Consider the following 13,065-nt stretch of genomic DNA (forward strand, 5'->3'; position numbering starts at 1 on the left):
TTTGCCAAAGCCTTTGCGTTTTGCGAATCCAATGCGTGGCTATTGTGTCGCGGCGAGCCGGCGTCAGCGCAGTTTCAAACTCGACAGCCCGATCAGCGCCAGCACGAAGGAAATGATCCAGAACCGGATCACCACCTGGCTCTCGGTCCAGCCCAGATGCTCGAAATGGTGATGGATCGGCGCCATGCGGAACACTCGTTTGCCGGTCAGCCGGAATGAGGTCACCTGCACGATCACCGAAACGGTTTCGAGCACGAACAGCCCGCCAATGATCGCCAGCACGATCTCATGCTTGGTCGCCACGGCAATGGTGCCCAGCGCCCCGCCCAGGGCCAGCGAACCGGTATCGCCCATAAAGATCTGTGCCGGTGGTGCATTGAACCACAAAAAGCCAAGACCCGCCCCGATCAGCGCCCCGCAGACCACAGCAAGTTCAGCCGTTCCCGGCACACCATTAAGCAGCAGATAGTCGGCATAGGTCTGTGATCCGACGAGATAGGCGATCAACCCGAAACAGGCCGCTGCCACCATCACCGGCACAATCGCCAGGCCATCCAGACCATCGGTCAGATTGACCGAGTTGCCGGCCGCGACGACGACGAAGCCGCCAAACAGAATGTAGAAATAGCCAAGATTGAGCGCCAGATCCTTGACGAAGGGAAACAGCAGCGAGGTTCCGTACGACCCCGAGGCCAGTTGCGAGATGAAGAAGGCTGCAATGCCCCCGATCAGCGCTTCGAGTATGAGCCGCTGCTTGGAGCCAAAGCCGGTATGGCTCATCCGCTTGACCTTGAGATAGTCGTCGTAAAACCCGATGGCGCCGAACCCGATGGTGACGAACAGCACCACCCAGACATAGCCATTGGTCAGGTTCGACCACAGCAAGGTCGAGATCACCGCGCCCGACAGGATCATCAGACCGCCCATTGTGGGCGTGCCCTTCTTGGTCAGCAAATGCCCGGCCGGACCATCCTCACGGATCGGCTGGCCGCGCCCCTGCTTGACACGCAGCAGCGCAATCATCCCCGGCCCAAACATGAAGACAAAGAACAGGGCCGTTACCACCGCGCCCGCCGTGCGGAAGGTGATATAGCGGAACACATTGAAGGCGGCGAACTGCTCACCCAATTGGCCAAGGAAATAGAGCATTCTTGTCTACTACACTTTCGGGTGTATCAGCTGCGCGCGAATCGCGATTTGATTTCGGTGACGACGCGCGACAGGCCTACGCCGTTGGACCCTTTGACCATAACTGCGTCGCCATAGGCAAGGTCGGCCATGATCACGTCCAGGCCTTCTTCGACCGAGCCATGATGGCTGGCCAACAGGGCCCTTGGCAGGGCAGCGGCGAGTGCCGCCATGCTTTTGCCCACCAGATGCACCCGCTCCGCCCCGCTATTGTGTACAGCGTCGACCAGCCCGGCATGCATCGCCGCGCCCGCTTCGCCCAGCTCCAGCATGTCCCCGAGCACCGCGATCTTGCGCCCCCCCGGCGCCTCCAGCGTCGAAAACACCTCCAACGCCGCTCCCATCGAGGCGGTATTGGCGTTGTAGCTCTCATCGATCAGCAGCAGCGGCTTGTCTTCCGGCCCAAGCATCACGCGCTGCCCGCGCCCTGGTTGCGCACCGAACCCGGCCAGTGCGCGCAATGCCGTGTTCGCTTCAATCCCGGCCAGATACGCCACCGCCAGCGCCGCCGTCGCATTGGACAACATGTGCCGCCCGGTCACGCCCAGCCTCAACGCATGGCTCTCATCGCCATGCACAATTGTCGCGAAACTGCGGTCCGCAGCCATTTCCGGCGCCGTGATCTGCCAGTCGACGCCCCGCGCAAACCCATAGGTCACAATACGCCCGACATCGGCCGCCGCCGCGAGTTCGAGCAGCAGATTGATCTGCGGATGGTCGGCATTGAGAACCGCCGTGCCGCCCGGCTCCAGACCCTCGAAAATCTCGGCCTTGGCCCGCGCGATGTTGTCGAGACTGCCCAGCCTCTCCAGATGCGCCGGCGCAATATTGGTAATCACCGCCACATGCGGCCGCACCAATTGGCTCAATGGCCGGATCTCGTCGGGTGCGTTCATGCCCATTTCGAACACGCCAAACTGCGCCGTTTCGGGCATCCGCGCCAGCATCAGCGGCACACCCCAGTGATTGTTGAAGCTCTTGATCGAAGCATGGGTTTTCCCCGCCGCTTCGAACACCAGCCGCAGGGCTTCCTTCGTGGTTGTCTTGCCCACGCTTCCCGTCACACCGACGACAAATGCCCGGCTGCGTTCGCGCGCAGCAATTGCCAGATCGCGCAATCCGCCCAGCGCGTCGGGCACGACAATCCGGCCATCCCCCTCGCCGCGGCTGACCAGCGCCGCAACCGCACCATTCTCAAGCGCTTTATCGACGAAGTCATGTCCGTCAAACCGGTCGCCCTTGATCGCTACAAACAGCGCGTCGGCCCCCAGCTCACGCGAGTCGATGGAGATCGAGTTGATTTCCCTGGCCGACACCATGGTCGCTTCGCCACCGGTGGCCGCCAGAACAGCATCGAGAGTAAACAGTGGTGGTGTCATGTCATGTGCCGCATCGCGCCTGGAACGAAACCGGCATCACCCCTTGATCGCCGCCAAGACCACTTCATGGTCCGAGAAATGCGACTTGGTGGTACCCACGATCTGATAGGTCTCATGCCCCTTGCCGGCCACCAGCAGCACGTCGCCCGGTTTGAGCGATTTGACAGCATCTTCAATGGCCTGCTTGCGGTCGGCAATTTCGATCGCCCCCTTGGCTCCGGCGAGGACTTCGGCGCGGATCGCGGCCGGGTCCTCGGTGCGAGGATTGTCATCCGTAACAATCACCACATCGGCAAGCTCGCTGGCAATTTCGCCCATTTGAGGGCGCTTGCCCTTGTCGCGATCCCCGCCGCAGCCAAACACCACCTGCAGCTTGTTCTTGGCATAGGGACGCAGGGTCTGCAGCGCCACGCGCAGCGCTTCGGGCTTGTGCGAGTAATCCACGAAAATCGCCGCGCCATTATACTCTGCCACCAGCTCCAGTCGACCGCGCGCGCCCACTAGCTCCGGCAATGCCGCAAAGGCATCGGCCTTGTCCACGCCCGCCGACATCGCCAGCGCCGCCGCAACCAGCGCGTTGGACACCTGAAATTCTCCGGGGAGCTTGAGATGGAAGTTCACCTTCTCGCCGATATGGCGCACGACCACGCGCTGGCCATAACCCTCGGGCTCGATCGAGAGAATTTCCATGTAGGCGCCTTCGCGGCCCACCGTCAGCAGCGTCGCGCTGGCCGAGAGTGCAGCGAACATGAACTGCTCATGCTCGGGATCATCGACATTGACGACGGCCGCGCCCCCGTCCACCAGCAAGTCGGTGAACAGCCGCAATTTGGCGTTGCGGTATTCGTCCATGTCCTGGTGATAGTCGAGGTGATCGCGGCTGAGATTGGTGAAAGCCACCGCCTCGAAATGCACGCCGTCCAGCCGATGCTGGTCCAGCCCATGGCTTGAGGCCTCGAGCGCCACATGGTCGATCCCCTGCGCCTTGAGCGCCCGCATCGCCTGATGCAGCGTGCGCGAATCCGGCGTGGTCAGCGCACCCTCGATAACGCGCTTGGAAGTCTCGATGCCCAGCGTACCAATGCTGGCGCCAGGCACCCCGGCGTGATCCCAGATCTGGCGCACGAAGGAGGCAACGGAAGTCTTGCCATTGGTGCCCGTCACCGCCACCAGGATTTCCGGCTGCGGTTCGAACACCCGGCTGGCCGCCCGCGCATAAGAGGCCCGCACATCCTTGACGATGATCACCGGCACACCGGGGTCACCCGGCGGGGCGGTATCGGTCACGACAGCCAGCGCGCCACGCTGGACCGCATCTGCCACGAATTGATTGCCATGCACCTTGGCGCCCGGCAGTGCAAAAAAGATATCGCCCGGTTCGATCCGGCGGCTATCCGAATTCAGCCCGAAGACCGCGCCGAGACCCTTTTTGGGACGGGCGCCGGACCCTTCGAGCAACTGGGTTACGCTGATAGACACCGATCAGAATCCTTCTGGATAGAGTTGTCTGACTTCCGCAGGCACGATCTGCTGATCGACCGCTTCGCTGAAGTCCGGGGCAATTCCGAGCATGGGAGCGACGCGCTGAACAACGCGGCCCGTCAACATGCCGGCATTCCAGCCGGCCGTCGTGCCCGATTGGGCGTTTTCCGCCGTGGGTTCGTCCACCAGGATCACCATGGCATAGCGAGGATTGTCGAGCGGAAATGCCGAGGCGAAAAAATTGGTGACCTTGCTGGATGAATAGCGCCCATCCACCACCTTCTCCGCCGTGCCGGTCTTGCCGCCAACGCGATAGCCCTGCGCCGTCATGTTCATCTTCGAACCCGAACCGCCCGTCGAAATTGCATTCAAGCGCATCAGATAGCGCAGATAGCCGCTGGTCTCTGGGCGCAGCACCCGTTCATAAAGCGGCTCGGCCTCGGCGATATCGCGCTTGTAAAGCGTGGGTGCAATGTAGTTGCCGCCATTCACAAAGGCCGCATAAGCGGTGGCCATGTGCAGCGGTGACACCGAAAGACCGTGACCGAATGAGGCTGTCGCCGCGCCCACCTCGGAAAAACTGTCCGGTACTGTCGGCACGCGCATTTCGGGCAATTCGAACTCCACGCGTTCATCGAATTTCATGCGAGACAGGAAGGCCCGGTAATTGTCTTTGCCCATTGCCTGCATGATGCGGATCGTGCCGATATTGGACGAGTATTTATAGACCTCGGGCAGCGCCAGAATGCGGTGCTTACCGTGAAAGTCGTCGATCGTATAGCGGCCGAATCGAATGCCATAGCGCGCATCGAACTCGTCCGTGATGCTCACCGCGCCGCTATCGAGGGCCCCCGCCATGGTGACCGTCTTGAAGATCGAACCCGGCTCGAAAATACCCGAGGTGATCCGGTTGAACGTGTCCTTGACCAGTGCCGTGGCAGGCTCGTTGGGATTGAAGTCCGGCACCGAGGCGAGCGCAATCACTTCGCCGGTGTAGATGTCCAGCATGACACCGGCCGCCGCGATGGCCTGATAGCGGGTCATTGCATCCATCAACTGCTCATGCAGCACATGCTGCACGCGCATGTCGACGCTGAGCTCCACCGGTGTCAGTGCATTGCCGCGGGCCAGCCCGAGTTCCTGCAGCAGCGCCACCGATTCACTGTCCATGTGCCGCTCGATGCCGGCAATGCCCTGATTGTCCACATTGGTAGAACCCAGGATATGCGCGGCTTCATTCATCCCGGGATAGAAGCGCTTGGATTCGGTGATGAAGTCGATACCGGGGATGCCGAGGCGCATCACCGCCTCCTGGATGGCCGGGGTCAGCTCGCGCTTGACCCAGACAAAGCCCTGATCACCGGTCAGCCTGTCGCGCAGCCAGTCTTCGTCGATATCGGGCAACACGGTGCGCAACTCACGCACCGCCTCTTCCACATCGATAATCCGGCGCGGTTCGGCATACAGCGAGGGAACGCGGATATCGACCGCCATTTCCAGCCCGTTCCGATCCAGGATTGGCGGCCGAGTCGCTGTGATGGCATCGCGCGTCTGCCCCTCGATGCTCTGGTCGGTTTCGGCCAGGCCCAACTGCACCAGCCGGCCACCGACCAGCCCCAGGCCCAACACGACAGCAAGTACCATCCAGCGAATACGCGCCTGCGTCAGGTTCCCCCGCTGCTTGCGCGCACCGTCAATGGCGATGGTCTGCACATGGCCTTCAGTGATGGCAGCCATTATTCAATGCCCTCCATCTCGAGAATGGCGTCAATGGGATCGATGCCCGCGGAAATGGCAGAAAACAGGGCATCCATCGCCGCAGTATCGGGTTTGGCCGGGCGCATTGGCAGCGCCGTAAAGGCGCCGAACTGCTCCTGCTGCACCGGAATGATCGCGAGCTCATCCTGATGACGCTTAATGATAGGATCGATATGGCCCGGCTGGTTCAGCACCGCCCAATCGGCTTTAAGCAGAGAAAGCTGCCCTTCCTGATCTTCAATCTGGGCCGCCAGCGCCGTGCGTTCGGACGCTGTCCCCTCGATGGAAAACTTCAGCGCATAGACACCGGCCAGCATCACCACCGACACGACCAACAAGAAGATATTGAGATTGCGGATCATGCGGCGCCCCTGATTCGAGGAACACCCAGCCCGGAAAGATCGACGGCGCGCGCGGCCTCGCTGGTGCGCACACCGCTGCGCAACACAGCCGACCGGGCACGCGGATTGCGAGCCAGTTCGCTCTTGCCTGATTTGACCGCCTTGGACACTGGTTGCCAGCGGCGCGGCGCCATCTCGACCTGAGGCAGATGACGCGAGGCCGTCGGCCCACCCTTGTCGGGATCAAAGAAGCGTTTGACGATACGATCCTCAAGCGAATGAAAGCTGACCACGGCCAGCCGCCCGCCTTCGGCAAGCAACCGCTCGGCGGCGAACAACCCTTCGACCAATTGGTCGAACTCACCATTGACCGCAATACGCAGGGCCTGAAACGAGCGCGTCGCCGGGTGGGCATCGCCGGGCTTGCGGCCAATGGCCTTTTCGATGATACGCGCCAGCTCCAGCGTAGTGGTGATCGGCGTCTCCTGCCGCGCCGCCACGATGAACTGGGCAATGCGGCGCGACTTGCGCTCCTCGCCATAAGCATAGAGCAGATTGGCCAGTTGCTCGGCCTCCAGCTCATTGACCAGGTCCGCCGCACTGGTTCCCGACTTGCTCATACGCATGTCAAGCGGGCCCTCCCGCATGAAGGAGAAACCGCGTTCCGCCTGGTCGAGCTGCATCGAGGAAACGCCGATATCGAGCACCACCGCGTCCACCGGATCGAGCTGGGCAACAAGCGTATCCAGCTCGGAAAATGTACCGGCAACAAAGGTGAAGCGATCCGGAAAATCGGCCTTGAGCGCGTCGACATGCGGCGCGACCGAAGGATCGCGATCAATACCTATCACCTCGGCACCGGCTTCCAGCATGGCCCGCGAATAGCCCCCTGCGCCGAAGGTGCCATCGACGATGCGGCGGCCCGCCACCGGCTCCAGCGCCGCCAGCACCTCCGCAAGCAGCACGGGCACATGCGGACCACCCGGCTCTTCGGTTTCGGGCAGGGAAGGCTTGCCCATATCCGCTATACTCCACTCCGGTCGCCACAGACCGGTTACTTAAACTGTTGGCCGATCTTGCACGGCGACGCTTAAGATTCTGTTTCCCATTCGCGCTGTCGTTGAGGCCTGTGATTGCTCACAAATTTCGCCCGGACTTAATTTATGCATATTGCCCTGTGCGCCACTTCGCGCGATGTAGGGAAAAGCCACTCCGGGAACGTTATGCCGATCACCAGCAAAACATTTGTGCGGTCCACTGCTGCGCTGCTGCTCGTTGGCCTGCTGGCGCTTATGGGCATCGTGGGCACCACGCTTTGGCTGGTTGAGCGGACCCAGATCTATTTCAATGAAGTCGTGGAAGCACGTGAAGCACGCGGCGCAGCCGTAGACCTGCGCGCCCTCTTGCAGGACGCCGAGACCAGCCAGCGCGGCTATGTCATCACCGGCGACCCGATTTATCTTGACCCTTATAATGACGCCCAACCCCTCATTGCGGAGGCACGGGCGCGTCTCGACGCCGTTTTGGCCCCATATCCACAGGCCGCTGAACCACTGGCCCAGCTTCACACCGATATCGACTTCAAACTGTCCGAATTGAACCGAACCATCGATTTGGTCGCCGCGGGCCAGCGCGACCAGGCCATCGAGATTGTCGGCACCGATGCTGGCAACCAGGCCATGGAGCGGGCCCGAACATTCTTCGAGATGCTGATCGAGGCAGCAGACCAACGGATCGAGAGCGGCGTCAAGGATCAGCGCGATACTGCCAACCTGCTGCGTATCGTGTCCATTGTCGGCGCACTCGCCATCTTCGCAGTGATCGCTGGCGCCATATGGGCAGTCCTGAGCTACACCCAGGCACTGGCCAATGCCCGCAAGGCAGTCGAGGAAGCCAACGCCGGACTTGAAGAGCGCGTGCGCGAGCGCACCGTCGACCTAGGCAAGGCCAATGAGGAAATCCAGCGCTTCGCCTACATCGTCACCCACGATCTGCGCGCTCCGCTAGTGAACATCATGGGGTTTACCGCCGAGCTCGAAACCAGCATCGATGAGGTCAAGGCCTATATGGAGGGCCAGGAAGCTGACGAAAATGATCCGGTTTCCAGCCAGGCCCGCCTCGCTGCCACCGAGGACCTGCCCGAGGCCCTCACCTTTATCCGTGCCGCCACGCGCAAGATGGACGGGCTGATCAACGCCATCCTCAAGATTTCCCGCGAAGGCCGCCGCCAGCTCAAACCCGAGCCGGTCGAACTCGCCGATCTCGTGGAGGCCACCGCCGCCGCCGTTCACCACCAGGTGGCCGAAAGCGACGGCACCATCGAGACCGATATTCGCGTCGGCCAGCTGATAACCGACCGCCTCTCGCTCGAGCAGATTCTGGGCAACATGCTGGACAATGCCGTCAAGTACCAGGAACCCGAGCGCCCCTTGCGGGTTATTATTCGCGCCCGGCATGTCCCAGGCAATCGCGTGGTGATCGAGATACAAGATAATGGCCGGGGAATTGCTGATACCGATCACGAGCGCGTCTTCGAGCTGTTCCGCCGCTCAGGTTCTCAGAAGAATCCAGGAGAAGGCATCGGTCTGGCTCATGTCCGCACCATGGTGCGCAGCTTAGGCGGCGATGTAACATTGACCTCGCAACTGGGCGAGGGCACCACATTCATCATCAATCTGCCGCGCGATTCCCGCGGCTTTCTGGGGAGACTAGGCGCATGAACAATGCACGGCCCGTCACCATCATCATGGTCGAGGACGATGAAGGCCACGCCCGGCTCATCGAAAAGAACATCCGGCGCGCCGGCGTCGCCAACGAGATCGTGCCCTTTGGCAACGGCACTGACGCGCTCGCCTATCTGATGGGACCGGACGGGTCGGGCCTCGTCAACAAGGGCCGTCAATTGCTGGTGCTGCTCGACCTCAACCTGCCCGACATGACCGGCATCGACATTCTCGAAAAGGTCAAGAGCAACGAGCACACCAGGCGCTCGCCGGTCGTGGTGCTCACCACCACCGATGACCAGGGCGAAATTCAGCGCTGCTATGACCTCGGCGCCAACGTCTACATCACCAAGCCGGTGGATTATGAGGGCTTCGCCAACGCCATCAAGCAGCTCGGCCTGTTCTTCTCCGTGATGCAGGTCCCCGAAGCAGAATAGACGATGCCGAACCGCACGCCGCACGTACTCTATATCGATGACGATCCGGGCCTGATCCGCCTGGTTGAAAAGGCCATGCAGCGGCGCGGCTACATCTTTTCGCACGCCCAGTCCGGCGAAGAGGGCCTCGACATGATCCGCCAGGGCGGCATCGATGTCGTCGCGCTCGACCACTATCTGCCCACCGGCACCGGCCTCGAAGTCCTCGCCGGCATGGAGGGCCTGGAGGATCATCCGGCCACCGTCTATGTCACTGGCTCCTCGGAAATGGCGATCGCCGTCAACGCGCTCAAGGCCGGCGCCACCGATTTCGTGCCCAAATCGGGCTCGGAAGACTTCATGCCCCTGCTCCTGGCGGCAATCGACCACGCCATCGAGCATGTGCGCCTCACCCGCGCCAAGGCCAAGGCCGAGCGCGAAACTGAAGAGGCCCGCGACCGCGCCGAAATGCTGCTCGGCGAAGTCAATCACCGCGTCGGCAATTCGCTGGCCATGGTCGCGGCCCTGGTCGGCCTGCAAGCCAACGCCGTCGAGGATCCCGAGGCCAAACGCGCCCTGGCTGAAACCCAGATGCGGATCCAGGCCATCGCTGGCGTACACCGCCACCTCTACACCTCCGACGACGTGCGCACTGTCCAGATGGGCGAGTACATCAACAGCCTGATCGGCGAGCTGGAAAATTCCCTGCAGGCCGAAGGCAGCACCGCCAGCATCCGCGTCGATGTCGAAGGCTTCCCCCTCCCCACCGAAAAGGTGGCTTCTCTCGGCGTGATCGTCACCGAGCTGGTCACCAACGCCCTCAAATATGCCTATGCCGACAGCGAGCCGGGCGAAGTGCGCATTGCCATGCGCCGCGACGGCAGCCAGGTGCATCTGGTGGTCGAGGATGACGGCATCGGCTGGAACGGCAGCGGCAAGCCGCAGGGCACCGGCCTTGGCAGTCGCATCGTCAAGGCCATGGCCGTCAGCCTCAATGCCAGCGTCGCCTATGGCGATGGTCCCGGCACCCAGGTCAAGGTCAGCTTCGAAGGCTAGGCGCCCACACTTGCCGCCGTGGCCGCCAGCAACAATGGTCCCTGCGCCACCGGCATGGTCACCACCACATCACCTGCTTTCACCTCCCGCTCGACATAGCGATGCGCCTCGACGATTTTGTGCAGCGGAAACACCCGGTCGGTCACCGCCCTGATCGCCCCCTGCTCCAATAGCCGGTTGAGCACATGCAAATCCTTGAGCTTGTCGCCGTCTGACCTGAGCCCCGTCGTCGCCAGCTTGCCGCGCTTGCCGCCCCGCTGCCCGCCGCTCAGCATCAGCCCGAAAATCCCCCAGCTCGGCACGGTGGTCAGATAAATCCCGCCCGGCTTCAACGTCGGCGCAGCCTGCGCAAAGCTCGATTTCCCCACGGCATCGAACACCACATCATAGGCGCCGCGCGCCGCCGTGAAATCGGCCACCTGGCGGTCGATGACATGATCTGCCCCCAGCCGCTCCAGCAGCGCCCGATGCCGCCCCGACGCCACCGCCGTCACCTCGGCGCCAAAATGCTTGGCCAGTTGCAGCGCGATTGCCCCCACGCTGCTCGCTGCGCCATTGATCAGCACATGGTCGCCCGGCTTCACCCTGCCCTCGTCCCGAATGAAAGGCATCGCCGTGAGATAGGAATAGCTCATGCCACCGAGCGGAATGAGGTCCACCCCCTCGGGCACTTTCACCAGCGCCGCGGTTTCCTTGACGCACACATATTCCGCCATGCCCCCCAGCGCCGCCCCGGTGCAGCCATGCACCCGGTCCCCGACGGCAAACCGGCTCACCCCTGCCCCGATGGCCACCACCACCCCGGCGATATCGTCTCCCAACACATCGAGCTTGGGCCGGAACAACCCGCCGAAGAGCCGCACGATGAACGGCTCGGCCTTGCGGAAGGCGCAATCGGCTAGCGTCACCGTGCTCGCACGCACCTCCACCAACACCTCGCCCGGCCCCGGCATCGGCTTGGGGCGCTCGACAATTTCGATCACGTCAGGTCCACCATAACGTTGTTGTGCAGCAACTTTCATTGGTCCGTTCTCCATGCGTGTTGGTCCGCGCGGCGCTCTGCCGCGTGCTCAAAATTTCTCGTCGTCAGTTCAGTTCAGCTCAGTCGGCGTCCGGCCCCGGCGGGGTCCATTGGAACACCTCGTCCAGCGGCACCCCGAACGCATGGGCAATCCGGAACGCCACCTCCAGCGAAGGTGAATAGCGCCCCTGCTCGATGGCCACGATGGTCTGGCGCGTCACGCCCACCTGCTTGGCCAGCGCCGCCTGGGTCATTTCCCCGGCATGAAAGCGCAGCGTGCGGATGGAATTGCTGACATTGGCCTGTCCCTTGCCCATAACGCTCACATCGTCCGGTAATAGTAGAGTTCGGAGGCCGCATTGATCGTCCCGCCGATCACCGGCGCCACGAACAGCGCATAGATCGCCAGATTGGCATCAACCCCCAGCGCCAGCGGAATTAGCGCCAGCGCCGCCACGATCGACGTGACGATCCCGCTATTGCGCAGGCTCCTGGCCGCCACCGCATGGTCGCGCTCATCGGCCGGCTCGTCCTTGAGTTCCTCGCGCTGGGCGATCGACACCAGAATGGTCCCGATAATCGCCCCCACGATATTGAACCCGACCATCGCCCCCACCGCCCAAAGCAGCTTTTGCGCAATCGCGGCGGTCGTACCCACCGCCCCGCCATTCAACGCATCCCAGGCCAGCCAGCCACACACCACCACCACGCCCAGCAACTGCACCCAGGCCATCATTTCCTTCGAAGTCATCTCATACATCCGTGTCTCATCATCTGGACACAAGGTATGCAAAACGAGACACCGTGTCAATTATTTCATACACCGTGTCGCGCAAAAACGACAAACGCCACGCTCCAGCAGCATATGGGGATCGGCATCAAGCAGCCGCAGTGCCATGTGCCGTCGGGCCCGATGGTCGTTCTACGCCCGGCCGTGATGGCTCTGCCCTGGTGGCACTTTTTTGCGAATTTGCAGCGACCGACGCGATCCATCTTGCCGCCCAGGCGTTCATTTCACTCAATCCCAATAGGAGACCGAACGTGTATACTTTCGACAAGCAACTGCCTGACACCACATTTGCCGACGCCGTAACGCGCACCAAGCAGGTCCTGGCCGACAACGGCTTCGGCGTTTTGAGCGAGATAGACGTTCAGAAGACCATGAAGTCCAAGCTGGACGCCGACCTGCCCGGATACCTGATCCTTGGCGCCTGCAACCCGAAAATGGCATTCGAGGCATTAAAGCTCGAACCCCGGGTCGGCGCCATGCTGCCGTGCAACGTAATCGTCCGCGAGCAGGAAAACGGCGTGGTCGAAGTCAGCGCCATTGACCCTGTCGCCTCAATGCAGGCCATCGGCAATGCGGAACTGCAAGCCGTGGCTGGCAAAGTTCAGGCCATGCTCTCCGATGTCGTAAAGGCGCTCTAGCGGCGGAGAACGAGTTCCTCGTGGCTGGCTTGGGGTGGTTTGCAGACTGGCGGCTTTTGGCCGGGATGAGCAGAATCCAGACTTTAGGTTCCCCAGCCGAAGTGCAGCTTCAACAAATGGAATGGCAGATATAGCAAAGCGATTGCGATGAGTATTATGTGCGTAAGGTACCAGCCCGATATCTTGCTGATATCCGTGTCCTTAGGCAGAGACCTCAGTATCAGAATTGCCAGCGGAAGCGGCACCAAAACGAAGAACGCGCAGAAATAGACA

The 13,065-nt window shown here is 61.9% G+C and carries 13 protein-coding genes; 4 read left to right on the top strand and 9 right to left on the bottom strand.

What is annotated here, in order from left to right:
• Positions 1 to 63: 63 nt before the first annotated feature.
• Genes mraY through rsmH form a run of 6 tightly spaced genes read right to left on the bottom strand, consistent with a single transcriptional unit; the run spans position 64 to position 7,167 of the window.
• On the bottom strand, positions 64 to 1,149 hold the full coding sequence (mraY, locus tag GGR20_RS06125; protein WP_116588275.1) for a phospho-N-acetylmuramoyl-pentapeptide-transferase: 1,086 nt from the start codon (positions 1,147 to 1,149) through the stop codon (positions 64 to 66).
• 26 nt (positions 1,150 to 1,175) lie between these two features.
• Positions 1,176 to 2,567, bottom strand: coding sequence for a UDP-N-acetylmuramoyl-tripeptide--D-alanyl-D-alanine ligase (locus GGR20_RS06130; RefSeq protein WP_183310357.1), 1,392 nt, complete (start codon positions 2,565 to 2,567; stop codon positions 1,176 to 1,178).
• A gap of 36 nt (positions 2,568 to 2,603) precedes the next feature.
• Positions 2,604 to 4,040, bottom strand: coding sequence for a UDP-N-acetylmuramoyl-L-alanyl-D-glutamate--2,6-diaminopimelate ligase (locus tag GGR20_RS06135; protein WP_183310479.1), 1,437 nt, complete (start codon positions 4,038 to 4,040; stop codon positions 2,604 to 2,606).
• Between the two features lie 9 nt (positions 4,041 to 4,049).
• Entirely contained in the window at positions 4,050 to 5,786 is a 1,737-nt protein-coding gene (locus GGR20_RS06140; RefSeq protein ID WP_183310358.1) for a peptidoglycan D,D-transpeptidase FtsI family protein, read from the bottom strand.
• Positions 5,786 to 6,169: a cell division protein FtsL gene (gene ftsL, locus GGR20_RS06145; protein WP_183310359.1), complete on the bottom strand. Its 384-nt coding sequence runs from the start codon at positions 6,167 to 6,169 to the stop codon at positions 5,786 to 5,788. Before ftsL ends, GGR20_RS06140 begins: the two co-directional genes overlap by 1 nt.
• Positions 6,166 to 7,167: a 16S rRNA (cytosine(1402)-N(4))-methyltransferase RsmH gene (rsmH, locus tag GGR20_RS06150; protein WP_183310360.1), complete on the bottom strand. Its 1,002-nt coding sequence runs from the start codon at positions 7,165 to 7,167 to the stop codon at positions 6,166 to 6,168. Before rsmH ends, ftsL begins: the two co-directional genes overlap by 4 nt.
• A 228-nt stretch (positions 7,168 to 7,395) precedes the next feature.
• On the opposite strand from rsmH, the gene GGR20_RS06155 reads away from it, so the two are divergent.
• Genes GGR20_RS06155 through GGR20_RS06165 form a run of 3 tightly spaced genes read left to right on the top strand, consistent with a single transcriptional unit; the run spans position 7,396 to position 10,343 of the window.
• Positions 7,396 to 8,868 carry a sensor histidine kinase gene (locus GGR20_RS06155; RefSeq protein ID WP_338084718.1) on the top strand — a complete coding sequence of 491 codons (1,473 nt, stop codon included), beginning with the start codon at positions 7,396 to 7,398 and terminating at the stop codon, positions 8,866 to 8,868.
• Positions 8,865 to 9,308 carry a response regulator gene (locus GGR20_RS06160; RefSeq protein ID WP_183310362.1) on the top strand — a complete coding sequence of 148 codons (444 nt, stop codon included), beginning with the start codon at positions 8,865 to 8,867 and terminating at the stop codon, positions 9,306 to 9,308. Before GGR20_RS06155 ends, GGR20_RS06160 begins: the two co-directional genes overlap by 4 nt.
• Before the next feature lie 3 nt (positions 9,309 to 9,311).
• On the top strand, positions 9,312 to 10,343 hold the full coding sequence (locus GGR20_RS06165) for a histidine kinase dimerization/phosphoacceptor domain -containing protein (protein WP_183310363.1): 1,032 nt from the start codon (positions 9,312 to 9,314) through the stop codon (positions 10,341 to 10,343).
• Here the strand turns inward: GGR20_RS06165 and GGR20_RS06170 are convergent.
• The 3 genes from GGR20_RS06170 to GGR20_RS06180 form a co-directional block, all read right to left on the bottom strand.
• Positions 10,340 to 11,365 (bottom strand): NAD(P)-dependent alcohol dehydrogenase, encoded by a 1,026-nt coding sequence (locus GGR20_RS06170; protein ID WP_183310364.1) that lies wholly within the window; start codon positions 11,363 to 11,365, stop codon positions 10,340 to 10,342. The two genes, GGR20_RS06165 and GGR20_RS06170, sit on opposite strands and share 4 nt — an antisense overlap.
• 79 nt (positions 11,366 to 11,444) lie before the next feature.
• Complete coding sequence (locus tag GGR20_RS06175; RefSeq protein ID WP_183310365.1) at positions 11,445 to 11,681, bottom strand: helix-turn-helix transcriptional regulator; 237 nt, start codon at positions 11,679 to 11,681, stop codon at positions 11,445 to 11,447.
• Positions 11,682 to 11,686: 5 nt separating this feature from the next.
• Entirely contained in the window at positions 11,687 to 12,115 is a 429-nt protein-coding gene (locus tag GGR20_RS06180) for a hypothetical protein (protein ID WP_183310366.1), read from the bottom strand.
• A gap of 290 nt (positions 12,116 to 12,405) precedes the next feature.
• Here GGR20_RS06180 and GGR20_RS06185 point away from each other — a divergent pair, with 290 nt between their 5' ends.
• Positions 12,406 to 12,792: a DUF302 domain-containing protein gene (locus tag GGR20_RS06185; RefSeq protein ID WP_183310367.1), complete on the top strand. Its 387-nt coding sequence runs from the start codon at positions 12,406 to 12,408 to the stop codon at positions 12,790 to 12,792.
• Positions 12,793 to 13,065: the final 273 nt, after the last annotated feature.

This window comes from Devosia subaequoris, assembly GCF_014197055.1.
GTDB classification, from domain to species: domain Bacteria; phylum Pseudomonadota; class Alphaproteobacteria; order Rhizobiales; family Devosiaceae; genus Devosia; species Devosia subaequoris.

Coding starts and splice junctions, on each gene's coding strand:
- mraY (WP_116588275.1), bottom strand. CDS start 1,149: ATGCTCTATTTCCTTGGCCAATTGGGTGAGCAGTTCGCCGCCTTCAAT.
- GGR20_RS06130 (WP_183310357.1), bottom strand. CDS start 2,567: ATGACACCACCACTGTTTACTCTCGATGCTGTTCTGGCGGCCACCGGT.
- ftsL (WP_183310359.1), bottom strand. CDS start 6,169: ATGATCCGCAATCTCAATATCTTCTTGTTGGTCGTGTCGGTGGTGATG.
- GGR20_RS06160 (WP_183310362.1), top strand. CDS start 8,865: ATGAACAATGCACGGCCCGTCACCATCATCATGGTCGAGGACGATGAA.
- GGR20_RS06175 (WP_183310365.1), bottom strand. CDS start 11,681: ATGGGCAAGGGACAGGCCAATGTCAGCAATTCCATCCGCACGCTGCGC.
- GGR20_RS06140 (WP_183310358.1), bottom strand. CDS start 5,786: ATGGCTGCCATCACTGAAGGCCATGTGCAGACCATCGCCATTGACGGT.
- GGR20_RS06170 (WP_183310364.1), bottom strand. CDS start 11,365: ATGAAAGTTGCTGCACAACAACGTTATGGTGGACCTGACGTGATCGAA.
- GGR20_RS06165 (WP_183310363.1), top strand. CDS start 9,312: ATGCCGAACCGCACGCCGCACGTACTCTATATCGATGACGATCCGGGC.
- GGR20_RS06180 (WP_183310366.1), bottom strand. CDS start 12,115: ATGACTTCGAAGGAAATGATGGCCTGGGTGCAGTTGCTGGGCGTGGTG.
- rsmH (WP_183310360.1), bottom strand. CDS start 7,167: ATGGGCAAGCCTTCCCTGCCCGAAACCGAAGAGCCGGGTGGTCCGCAT.